This is a genomic window from Pseudomonas sp. A-B-19, assembly GCF_019947515.1.
Lineage (GTDB): Bacteria > Pseudomonadota > Gammaproteobacteria > Pseudomonadales > Pseudomonadaceae > Aquipseudomonas.
In genome coordinates, this window is record NZ_JAGYGN010000045.1 from 1 (window position 1) to 12,004 (window position 12,004).

The 12,004-nt window shown below is 58.8% G+C and carries 9 protein-coding genes; 7 read left to right on the forward strand and 2 right to left on the reverse strand.

Features of this window, described 5'->3' with window-relative positions; translation table 11 throughout:
• The 7 genes from KGA81_RS28875 to KGA81_RS28905 form a co-directional block, all read left to right on the forward strand.
• Nucleotides 1-541 (forward strand): DUF1214 domain-containing protein (locus KGA81_RS28875; protein ID WP_223550898.1); only part of this gene is annotated, 541 nt, incomplete at its 5' end.
• A 150-nt stretch (nt 542-691) separates the two neighbouring features.
• A complete protein-coding gene (locus KGA81_RS28880) occupies nt 692-1,366 on the forward strand; it encodes a DUF3313 domain-containing protein (protein WP_223550901.1) in 675 nt (224 codons plus the stop codon).
• Between the two features lie 97 nt (nt 1,367-1,463).
• Complete coding sequence (locus KGA81_RS28885) at nt 1,464-2,276, forward strand: transporter (protein WP_223550904.1); 813 nt, start codon at nt 1,464-1,466, stop codon at nt 2,274-2,276.
• Between the two features lie 232 nt (nt 2,277-2,508).
• A complete protein-coding gene (locus tag KGA81_RS28890) occupies nt 2,509-3,897 on the forward strand; it encodes a DUF1254 domain-containing protein (RefSeq protein ID WP_411736581.1) in 1,389 nt (462 codons plus the stop codon).
• Between the two features lie 290 nt (nt 3,898-4,187).
• A complete protein-coding gene (locus KGA81_RS28895; protein WP_223550909.1) occupies nt 4,188-4,664 on the forward strand; it encodes a 2,4'-dihydroxyacetophenone dioxygenase family protein in 477 nt (158 codons plus the stop codon).
• A gap of 79 nt (nt 4,665-4,743) precedes the next feature.
• The gene (locus KGA81_RS28900; RefSeq protein ID WP_223550912.1) at nt 4,744-7,107 is read left to right on the forward strand and encodes an arylsulfatase; all 2,364 of its coding nucleotides are present in this window, start codon (nt 4,744-4,746) and stop codon (nt 7,105-7,107) included.
• A gap of 58 nt (nt 7,108-7,165) precedes the next feature.
• On the forward strand, nt 7,166-8,434 hold the full coding sequence (locus tag KGA81_RS28905; RefSeq protein ID WP_223550915.1) for an anaerobic sulfatase maturase: 1,269 nt from the start codon (nt 7,166-7,168) through the stop codon (nt 8,432-8,434).
• A 14-nt stretch (nt 8,435-8,448) separates the two neighbouring features.
• Here the strand turns inward: KGA81_RS28905 and KGA81_RS28910 are convergent, their stop codons facing one another.
• Both KGA81_RS28910 and KGA81_RS28915 read right to left on the reverse strand, forming a co-directional pair.
• Nucleotides 8,449-10,884: an efflux RND transporter permease subunit gene (locus KGA81_RS28910; RefSeq protein ID WP_223550918.1), complete on the reverse strand. Its 2,436-nt coding sequence runs from the start codon at nt 10,882-10,884 to the stop codon at nt 8,449-8,451.
• 38 nt (nt 10,885-10,922) lie between these two features.
• Entirely contained in the window at nt 10,923-11,987 is a 1,065-nt protein-coding gene (locus tag KGA81_RS28915) for a WD40/YVTN/BNR-like repeat-containing protein (protein WP_223550921.1), read from the reverse strand.
• Nucleotides 11,988-12,004 lie beyond the last annotated feature (17 nt).

Here is a 12,004-nt window from a genome sequence, read left to right on the forward strand (position 1 = left end):
TCTCTCGAACGGCTTGAAAAATATCAACGGGTGGAGCATCGGCGCGTTCTTCGGCGACCAGGCGTTCTACAAAGGCGACTGGCTGATGCGGGCTGGCGCCGCGAAGGCGGGTCTCTACGGCAACGACGCCGCCGAGGCGATGTACCCCATTACGCGTACCGACGGCAGCGGCCAGACGTTGAATACCGGCAAGCACAACTACACGCTGACCTTCCCCGCCGGCAAACTGCCGCCCGTCAATTCCTTCTGGTCGGTGACCATGTACGACGGCAAGAGCCAGCTGCTGATCAAGAACCCGCTCAACCGCTACCTGATCAATTCGCCGATGCTGTCGACCATGAAGAAAAACGCGGACGGTTCGCTGACCCTGTACATCCAGAAGGATTCGCCGGGCAAGGCCAAGGAGGCCAACTGGTTGCCGGCGCCTGACGACACGGCCTATCTGGTGATGCGCCTCTATTGGCCGAAGGCCACGGCGCCTTCGATTCTTCCCGCCGGCAGCGGCAGCTGGCAGCCGCCGGCAGTGGTGGCATCGAAGTAAACGAATTTGCGGCTGCTTGCAGTTGGCAAGCAGCCGTTCGATTGCTCAGGCAGAGATCCAGCGGGCCTTATTGCCGAAAAGGCTGAGGCCACCGGGTCTGGCCTTGAATGAAAGACATTCAGGAACACATCCCTCAAGGAGTACCGTTACATGAACTTCTCGCACAAATGGATAGCGGGTGCCGCACTGAGCAGCTTGTTGCTGACCGGTTGCGTATCGAAAGTTACCGAGCAACAACAGTACTCCGGCTTTCTGAAGAGTTATGGCGGCCTGCAGGAAACCACCTCGCCAAGTGGCGTGGAAGTGCTGCGCTGGGTGGCGCCAGGATTCAAGCCTGCGGATTATTCCACGGTGGTCTTCGAGCGTTTGGAACTGTATCCGGCGCCCAAGCCGGATGAACGCGTGGACCTGAAAACATTACAGGAACTGCAGGCCTACACCACTGAAAGCGCCAGGCAGGCATTGTCCCAGAATTACCTGGTCGTTCCAGACTCCAGCGATGTTCGCAAAGGCGAGCGAGCGCTGATCCTGCAGGCGGCAATCACTGGCGTGACAGCCACCAACGAAGGCATGAAATGGTACGAAGTGGTGCCGGTCGCGGCAGTCATAGGTGCAACTCAGGCCGCCACCGGGCATCGCGACCAGAATACCGAGCTGTATATCGAGGCGGACTTGATCGACGCCAAAACCGGTGCACCGGTCGCAAAAGCCGTGCGTAAAGTGTTTGGCGAGAACCTGAAGAACGCCAGCCAGAAAATCACCGCGAATGACTTCAAAGCGGCCATCAAGGGAATGACCAGCGACATGCAGACGTTACTCAAGTAATCGTCACAGCAGGTGCTCAAGCAGTTTCTGCCTATCGTTAGCGGGCTCCCCTTGATCGTCGAGGAGCCTGCGGCGATTCGCATTCAAGGATTTCGATATGTACAAACGCATTGAACGACTTTTGCTCGCACTGTCGGTTTTCGGTGTATCCGTTTCCAGTCAGGCTGACGAGCAGGCGGAACTGGCTAAACAGTCATTGAATCCCGTCGCGGCACTGTACAGCTTGCCCATCCAGTACAACTGGAATCAGAAAATGGGGCCCTCAGGTGATGGAATCCAGAGTGTCACCAATATCCAGCCGGTTCTACCCTTCTCACTCAATGACGATTGGAATCTGATCTCTCGCACGATCCTCCCGATCATTGATCAGCATGGACTGGCACCGAGGGGCATCGCCGATAAAAGCGGAGTGGGCGACACCTCGCAAAGCTTCTTCTTCTCTCCCAAAAAGCCTACCGAGGACGGCTGGATCTGGGGTGCGGGCCCCGCGCTGTTGTTACCGACCGGTAGTGATGAGCTACTGAGTAGCGAACAATGGGGGATTGGACCGACAGCGGTGGCGCTGAAGCAGGCCAACGGCTGGACGACCGGTATTCTGGCGAACCACATCTGGTCGCTGGACAACAACCCGGCCAATGACAAGGAGAAGGTCAACCAGACGTATCTGCAACCCTTTCTGGTCTATACCACAGCGTCGTACACCAGTTTTGGCATTAATACAGAATCCACTTACGACTGGGAAGCCAGGGAGTGGAATGTGCCGATCAACCTGTTCGTGACGCAATTGTTCAAAGTCGGCAAGCAGCCCATGAGCCTTCAGGTGGGGCCGCGATACTGGGCGGACAGTCCTGAGGATGGTGCACATGGTTGGGGCTTTCGGGTGGCGTATACACTACTCTTTCCCAAGTGAAACGATCCGAGAGATGTGCGTTTAGCGCTTGAATGATTGATCGCCTGCGATTCGGTGAGATTCGAGAAGTTGCCTCCTTGATGGGCACAGATATGCATCAAGATCGTCAGGGGTTCCTGCCTTTGGGGAATATCGCCTGATTAGCAGTTAGCTGACCGACACCCCCGTCTAACACGAAAAATGGAGTTTCAGGTTCATGATAACCACATTACCGAGAACATTTGGCTGTGCCATGATATTGCTCGCGTCCCTTGGATTTACGCACGCCCAGGCCGCGGACATCACACCCGCCGAGACGAAAGCCATCGCCGAGGAAGGCTACATCTACGGTCTGCCCATCGTGATGAACTACGGGACCCTGCATGAATATGCCGTGGACAAGAGCTCCGGCCAGTACAAGGCGCCGTTCAACCACATTTACAACATGCACAAAGTCTTTAGCTACAAGGACACGGCCATCGTCTCGCCGAACAGCGACACGCCGTATTCCTTGATGTTCATGGACCTGCGTAGCGAGCCGGTCGTGCTCTCGGTACCGACAGTGGAGAAACCGCGGTACTACTCGGTGCAGCTCATCGATAACAACACCAACAACTTCGGTTACATCGGCAGCCGAACCACCGGCAGCGAAGCCGGCGATTACCTGCTGGTCGGCCCAGACTGGAAGGGCGTGACCCCGCCTGGCATCAAGAAGGTGTTTCGTTCCGACACGCAACTGCTCTTCGTGATTTTTCGCACCCAGCTCTTCAATCCGGCGGACATGCCAAACGTCGAAAAGATCCAGGCCGGTTATGCGACCCAGCCGTTATCGGCTTATCTCAAGCAGCCCGCGCCGCCTGCCGCGCCGGCGATCAACTTTCCGAAGTTTGACAAGGCCCTGGCCAAGACCGACTTCTTCAAGTATCTGGGCTTTGCCTTGCAATTTGCCCCGGCCAGCCCGGATGAAGTGGCGATCCGCGCGAAGCTGGCCCGCATGGGCATTGGCGCCGGCAAGGACTTCAACTTCCAGGCGCTCTCCGCCGAGCAAAAGGCCGCTGTGGTCGAGGGCATGCAGGCTGGGCATGCGAAGGTCCAGAATGCGGTCAATCATCTCGGCACGCAGGTCAATGGCTGGAACATCGTGAGTTCCGGCGGTGATGCCGCGTTCTACAACGGTAATTGGCTAAAGCGCGCCGCCATCGCACAAGCGGGCATCTACGCCAACGACGCCGAAGAGGCCACGTATCCGATGGCCAAGATCCTGTCCGATGGTACGCCGCTTGATGGCAGCAAACACAACTACACCCTCACCTTTCCCGCTGGACAGCTCCCGCCGGTCAACGCCTTCTGGTCGGTAACGATGTACGACGGCAAGAGCCAACTGCTGATCAAGAATCCGATCAATCGCTACCTCATCAACTCGCCGATGCTGCCTGACATGAAGAAAAACGCAGACGGCTCGTTGACGCTCTACATCCAGAAGGACTCGCCCGGCGCGGACAAGGAAAGCAACTGGCTGCCCGCCCCGAATGATCTGATCTACATGGTGATGCGCCTGTATTGGCCGAAGACGGAAAACCCTTCCGTCCTGCCGCCTGGCAAAGGCACCTGGAGTCCACCGGCGATCGTCAAGATCAATTGAGCATCTGACCACCGGTTGCAGCGGACGGCCCAGGCCTGGCGCCGCTGGACCGGGGCGTCAGGGTTTCGCAGAGGCCCTGACGTCCGCTTCGATGACCCAAAGGCCGGCGGTGGCCACAAACCGTATACGTTGTTGTTGGGGCGTTATTTGCACGGCACTCGGCATGCCGCGATTCAACGCCATTGGATGGATCCCCCTCCTCAAGAGGGGGGCGGTGTGAGCACGGTCTGTTCACGATGCTCTTGATGCACCGCGCAAATCCTTCCACCGTCCAACAGAGAACAACAAGCATGTTTTATGAAAACATCGACACCTCCTCCATCAACGACGAGGACCTGCCGTGGGTTCCGTTCGCACCTTACAGCGATGAAATCTTCATCAAATACATCAAATGCGACCCGGTTCGCGGGGAAACCATCACCCTGCTCAAGGCCCCGGCCGGGTCTTCTCTGCCCAAGCACCATCACTCCGGCACTGTCATCGTTTACACCGTCAAGGGTGGCTGGAAATACCTGGAGCACGACTGGATCTCGACACAGGGCGGCGTGGTGTTCGAAACCGCGGGGTCCAGCCACACGCCGATCGTGCTGACTGAATATGGCGATGAACTGATCACCTTGAACATCACCCAGGGCGACCTGCTGTATTACGACGATAACAACAACGTCGTGGCCGTCGAGAACTGGAAATCCAGCGTGGATCGTTACCTGGCGTTCTGCAAAGCCAACGATATCGAGCCCAAAGACATCACCAGCTTTGCGGTCTGACCCGCCCGCCAATCTCTCGGCCGTCCGGTGTTCGACCGGGCGGCTGCGCCGTTGCAATGAATAAAAAACGGAGACACCCATGTCCCAGAAGCTGCAACCCGCCGGACGTTTCACCCTGAAACTCTGCGCACTGTTGGCCAGCTCGGTCGCATCCGCACAAGACTCACTGCCCTTCCCGCCGACGACCTCGGCCAGTGACGCCAAACCGACGCTGCAAGAATCCAGGCACCAAAAACGTCAGCAGCAATCCCACCTTCCTGCCGAGGCCCCCAATATACTGGTGATCATGCTCGATGACGCCGGCTTCGCGCAGTCCGACACAGTCGGTGGCACAGTCCATACGCCGACCCTGAGTCGAGTCGCCGACAGCGGTGTGCGCTACAACGCTTTTCATACCGCGGCCATCAGCTCCGCTACTCGCGCCGCATTGCTTACCGGACGCAACCATCATCGAGTTGGCAACGGCGTCATCGCAGAGCTGGCCACCGATTGGGAAGGCTACACCGGCAAGATCCCCAAAAGCTCGGCGACCATGGCCGAGGTGCTCAAGCAATATGGCTACAGCACCGCCGCGTTCGGCAAATGGCATAACACACCACCCCTGGACACCACGGCGGCCGGTCCTTTCGATACATGGCCGACGGCCTACGGCTTTGAACATTTCTACGGTTTCCTGGCCGGCGAAACCTCTCAGTACGAACCGCGTCTGTACCGCGACACAACGCCAATCGAACCGGCGCGAGATCCGAAATATCACCTCAGCGAAGATCTCGCCAATCAGGCCGTAAACTGGCTGCAAGACCATCAGACCTACGCGCCGGAAAAACCATTTTTCATGTATTGGACACCGGGGGCCGTGCATGGCCCGCACCAGGTTAATGCGCAGTGGGCCGATAAATACAAAGGCAAGTTCGACGGTGGTTGGGACGCCTATCGTGAGCAGACGTTCGCTCGCCAGAAAGCGCTGGGTTTTATCCCGCAGGACGCCGTCCTCACCCCGCGCCCGGCGGAACTCCCAGCCTGGGACAGCCTGTCTTCTGAACAGAAGCAGTATCAGGCACGGTTGATGGAGGTGTATGCCGGCTTCCTGGAACATGCCGACACGCAGGCCGGGAAGATCCTCGATGAACTGGAGCGTGAAGGTCAGCGCGACAACACGCTGATCTTTTATGTCTTCAGCGACAACGGCGCTTCTTCCGAGGGGATGGAGGGTACGATCAATGAGTTGCTGGCCCAGAACGGGATTCCGGTTCCCAAAGAGCAGCAGTTGAAAATCCTCGATGAGATGTATGGCGGTTTGTCCGCGCTCGGCGGTCCTAAACTTGAAAGCATGTACAACGCCGCGTGGGCCTGGGCAGGTTCAGGGCCATTCACAGGCACTAAACTGGTCGCCGGCTACTTCGGCGGTACGCGCACGCCGCTGGCCGTTTCCTGGCCGAAACAGATCAAGGCCGACGCCACAGTTCGCGGACAATTCCACCATGTCAACGACATAGTCCCGACGGTCTACGACGTGCTGTCGATCACGCCACCCAAAGAGGTCAACGGTATCGCTCAGGACCCAATGGATGGCGTCAGCCTGCGCTACACCTTCAACGACGCTCAGGTGAAGTCGAAAAAACCGGCGCAATACTTCGAAGTCCTGGGCAGTCGCGGCATCTACAAGGATGGCTGGATGGCCTCGGTTTTTGGCCCGCGCAAACCCTGGGTGCAAGGCTTTGCGCAGTTCATGGGCTGGAATCCGGCGAATGATCGATGGTCGCTCTACAACCTGCAAGACGACTACTCCCAGGCCAACGATGTAGCCGCGAGCAATCCGCAAAAGCTTGCAGAGCTCAAGGCAGAGTTTGACGTGCAGGCCAAGGCGAACCATGTCTATCCGATCGGTGCCGGTCTCTACCCCTTCCTCGATCCGACTGCACGAATCTCCAGCAGCCAACGCGAATGGCACTTCAGTGATCGCGTCCAGCGCTTTCCGGAGTTTGCGGCCCCCAACCTGCGCAATCAGAACAGCAAAGTCGTCGTCGACGCCGACGTTCCGGCTAACGCCACCGGTGTGTTGTATGCCTTGGGCGGTATCGGCGGCGGGGTCAGCCTGTACATGGATGACGGTTTCCTGATCTACGAGTACAACGCGCTGGCTATCTCTCGAGTCCAACTGCGTTCGGCCGAACGAGTACCTGCAGGCAAAGTCAGTATCGAAGTGCTGACGACCCTGTCGTCAGCCAAGCCTGGAGCGCCGGCCAACCTGAGCCTGCGACTTGACGGGCAGGAAGCCGCCAAAGGGGTGACGCCGTTTACTCCGGCACTGACGTTCACCGCCAGCGAAACCTTCGACGTGGCTCAGGACCTCGGTTCCCCCGTCACCCTGGACTATTTCGAGCGTGCGCCCTTCGCGTTCAATGGCAAGGTCAAGGACGTACACGTGACGTATTTGCCTTGACCCTCAATGCCGCCCGGATAACCGGGCGGCAGATTGATGACTCCCGGACACTGCCCCCATGCCTACCCACGAAACCCCGCCCCAGGGCTTGCATCTCATGGCCAAACCCGTCGGGCCGATCTGCAACCTCGATTGCAGTTACTGTTTCTATCTCGAAAAAGAACAGCTTTACCCGCCCAGGGAACGCTTCAGCATGACCGACGAGGTGCTGCGTCTGTATGTGCAGCGCTACATCGAGGCCCAGCCCACGCCTGAAGTCGAATTTACCTGGCAAGGCGGCGAACCGACGTTGCTGGGGTTGGATTTTTTCCAGCGCGCGGTCCTGTATCAACGCCAGTTCGCGGGCAACAAAGTCATTCGCAACACGTTGCAGACCAATGGCACGTTACTCAGTGACGACTGGTGCGCATTCCTCGCCCGTGAACGCTTCATGGTGGGGATCAGCCTCGACGGCCCTCGATTCGTCCACGACCTCTATCGCCCCGACAAGCGCGGGCACTCCAGTTTCGATGACGTGATGCACGGCCTGGAACTGCTCAAGCAGCATGGCGTCGACTTCAATGTGTTGGTTACCGTGGCGCGTGATGTCGCCAGATATCCCCTGGAAATCTATCGATTCCTCAAGTCTGAAGGCGTTCGTCATATTCAGTTCAACCCCGTGGTAGAACGCCAGCCCAGCGCCTCACAGGTCAGTCTGGGTCTGCATTTCGCTATCCCGCCGGAGCTGCGCTTGCACGTGGTGCCGGAGCCCGCGATGGTGACGGAGCAAACGGTTGCCCCCGAGGCTTATGGCGATTTTCTCATCACGATTTTTGACGAGTGGGTACGCCAGGATGTCGGGGAGGTTCATGTCATGAACTTCGAATGGGCACTGGCCTCATGGTGTCAGCTGCCGGCCTCGGTGTGCCTGTTCAGCCCGCGCTGCGGCAAAGCGGCGATCGTGGAGCACGACGGCAACGTGTACTCCTGCGATCACTACATGTATCCCGAGTATTTGCTGGGCAACCTGAAGACCGATGACCCTGCCGAACTACTCGCCTCTGCTGCGCAACAAGCCTTTGGCGCCGCCAAGGAAGAGACACTGCCGAGGTATTGCCAGCAGTGCGATTACCGCTTCGCCTGCCATGGCGAATGCCCGAAAAACCGTTTCATGAATGCGCCCGACGGCGAGCCGGGCCTGAACTACCTGTGCCCGAGCTACAAGAAATACTTCCGTCACCTGACGCCCTACATGAACGCCATGGCCCAACTGGTCAGCCACCGGCAACCCGTGGCGTTGATCATGCAGGCCTTCGCCGGCCCGCTGATCGTGCCCCTGGATAAATAGCCTTTCAGGGTTGATCAAGGAGCACGACGGAGCAGGAAATGCGACAGCGCCGGGATCAGCACCAGGGCGCCGACCATGTTCCAGATGAACATGAAGGTCAGCAGGATGCCCATGTCGGCCTGGAACTTGATCGGCGACCACGCCCAAGTGATCACGCCCGCCGCCAGGGTGATGCCGACCAGCGCCACCACTTTGCCGGTGAAGGCCACGGAGTTTTTGTAGGCTTCGGTCAACGACAGGCCGGCACGCTGCTGAGCCAACTGAACGCTGAGCAGGTACAGCGCGTAATCGACACCGATGCCGACACCCAAGGCAATCACCGGCAAGGTCGCGACCTTCACGCCCATGCCCAGCCAGACCATCAACGCCTCGCAGAGAATCGACGTCAGCATCAACGGCACGACCGCCACCACCACCGCCCGCCAGCTGCGGAAGGTGATGAAGCACAGCACGATCACCGCGCCATACACGTAGAACAACATGGTGCGATTGGCCTCGCGCACGACGATATTGGTCGCCGCTTCGATCCCGGCACTACCGGCGGCGAGCATGAACTGCCGATCGTCGTTGCTGTGTTCACGGGCGAACTGATCGGCCACTTTCACCACGTGATCGAGGGTTTCGGCCTTGTGGTCGGAGAGATAGGCGATCACCGGCATCATCGAACAGTCACTGTCGAACAGTTCCGGGTTGTTCACCGAGGCCTGTTGCGCGCCGTAGTTCAGCACGTTCTGGTTGCGCGCGACGGTCAGCATTTTCGGGTTGCCTTCATAGGAACCCGCCGTGATCTGGCGCACCGCGTTGACCAGCGACACGGTCGTCTGCACGCCCGGTTGCTGTTGCAGCAGCCAGCCGAGACGATCGGCTTCCACCAGGGTTTCGTACTTCAGGCAACCTTCGCTGGCGGTTTTGACCATGACCGCAAACTGGTCGCTGGACAGCGAATAGTTGGCAGTGATGTAGGCGTTGTCGCGGTTGTAACGTGAGTCGGCGCGCAGTTCGGGTGCGCCCGGATCGAGATCACCGATCTTCAAATGCGTGCTGACCATGAAGCCGCCAACTGCCAACAGGCCCGCGACCACCAGGGCCCCGGTAGCCCAGCGGCGTTCCGTGAAGCGATCAAGAAAACTCCAGAGATTGCCCAGGCCCTTGCCGCGCAGTTCATCCTTTTCCTGACACAGGGTACGGGCAGCTGCCTTGCGGCTTACACCACAGTAGGACAACAGCACCGGCAACAGCACCAGGTTGGTAAAGATCAGCACCGCCACACCAATGCTCGCGGTGACGGCCAGGTCCTGGATCACCGGAATGTCGATCAGCATCAGCACCGCAAAACCCACGGCATCGGCCAGCAATGCGGTCAGTCCGGCCAGGAACAGACGGCGGAAGGTGTAGCGCGCGGCGATCAACTGATGGGTGCCGCGTCCGACGTCCTGCATGATCCCGTTCATTTTCTGCGCACCGTGGGACACGCCGATGGCGAACACCAGAAACGGCACCAGGATCGAAAACGGGTCGAGTACGTAACCGAACAAGGAGATCAGGCCCAGTTGCCAGACCACCGCAACCACCGAGCACAGAATCACCAGCGCGGTGCTGCGCACGCAACGGGTAAAGCCAAAGATGATGGCCGTGGCGATCAGCGCTGCGGCGCCGAAGTACATCATGATCAGCATCAGGCCATCGATCAGATCGCCCACCAATTTGGCGAAACCGATCACGCGGATCTTGATCGGGCCTTTGCCCTCTTCACCGGCGATGTGTACCGCGTTGCTGCCGGCAAACTCAAACTTGTCGCGTAGCTGTTCTTCAAGCATCCGCGAAAAATGGTGATAGTCGATTGCGGCGCCCGTGACCGGATCCTTCTCCAGCAGCGGCACCACAATCATGCTCGATTTGAAATTATTGCCGACGAGACTGCCGATGATCCCGGACCGGGAGATGTTCAAGCGCAGTTGCTCGACGCCACTGGCCGAACCGTCGTAGGAGTCCGGCATGACCGGGCCACCACGAAAGCCCTCCTCCGTGACCTCGGTCCAGCGCACGGCAGGCGTCCACAATGACTTTATCCAGGCCCGGTCCACGCCCGGGGTCAGGAACAAGGTGTCATTGACCTGCTTGAGCACCTCCAGGTATTTCGGGTCGTAGATGTCGCCGTCGGTGTTTTCCACCACCACTCGAACCGTATTGCCCAGCCCGCGTAACGACTGGCGATTCTCAAGGTAGTTTTTGATGTACGGCTGACTCTGCGGAATCATCTTTTCGAAGCTGGCATTGAGCGCCAGCCCAGTGGCCGCGAAATAGCTCAGCACTACCGTCACGATCAGACAGGTCAGCACCACCAGCAGGCGATGGTTGAAAATCAGACGTTCAAGGACATTGCCGGAGCGTGCATCGAAGCCCTTCAGCTCTCGGATCACCGGCATCGTATCGAGGTTGTAGTTACCCATGAAGTGGCTCGTCTCTTTTTATTATGTGGGGGGTGGGCTCATTCGAAGGGCAACTGGCGCAAGCCCCGTGCGCCTGCGACCACCACGACGCCTGATGCGATGGCCTGCGCCGCAGCGGCAGGCCCCAGGCGGTCTTGTGGCTTTAGCGTGAAACTGGCGCCGTCGTCGGTGCTGACAAGCACATGCCCGGCCTGGCTGACCAGGATGATTCGGCCGTCGGCGGTGATAGTGCTCGCGGTGATGCTCGAGGACAGACCCAGCTCAACCTTGTCCCAGTTCACGCCGTGATCGACGCTGCGATAAACATTGCCCCGCAGGCCATAAACGAGCACCGAGCCCGGCTTGCCGGTGATGCCGAAATAGCTGCCGCCATAGGGCGTCGGGAGGTTGATGAAGCGTTGCGTTACCGGGTCCAGTTTCAATACCAGGCCTTGCTCGCCGACAATGAACAGGTCATCGCCGATGGCACGCATCCCGTAGAAATTCAGCGCCCCCGGATTGTCAGTGCGATCCATCAACGGAACCCAGCTGCGGCCGCCGTCTTCGGTGCGGAAAATCAGATTGAACGCGCCGACGATATAGCCGGTTTTATCATTGGCGAACCAAACGTCCAGAAAAGGTTTGTCAGCCCCTTCATCGACCATTCGTTGAGCCTCGGCCAATAACGCATCATCGGGCTGTTGCCCTGCTTGCCTCTGAAAATGTTCGAGCATGATCTGCCCCACCTGACGGCCATCGAGCTGACGCGTCCAGGTTTCACCACTGTTGTCGCTGTGCAACACAATGCCGTCGTGCCCGACCGCCCACCCCTGCGTCGGGCTCGGAAACTGCACGGCGACCAGATCGGAACTCACCGGCACTTGTGCCTGGTGCCAGCGGACGCCGTTATCATCGGAATAGAAAATATGGCCGCGTTGGCCCACGGCGACCAGGCGCTGACCTGCACGGGTCAACCCGGTGAACATCCCGCTGATCGCCTTTTCACTCTGAATCGCGGGGCTCGACAGCACGTCGACAAAATCGGCGGCGACGACGGCCCTGGTGAATGGCACAGCCAACGCCACAGTCAGCGCAGCGAGCGTAATCCATCTAAATGTATTCATGAGATTCACTCGGCAAA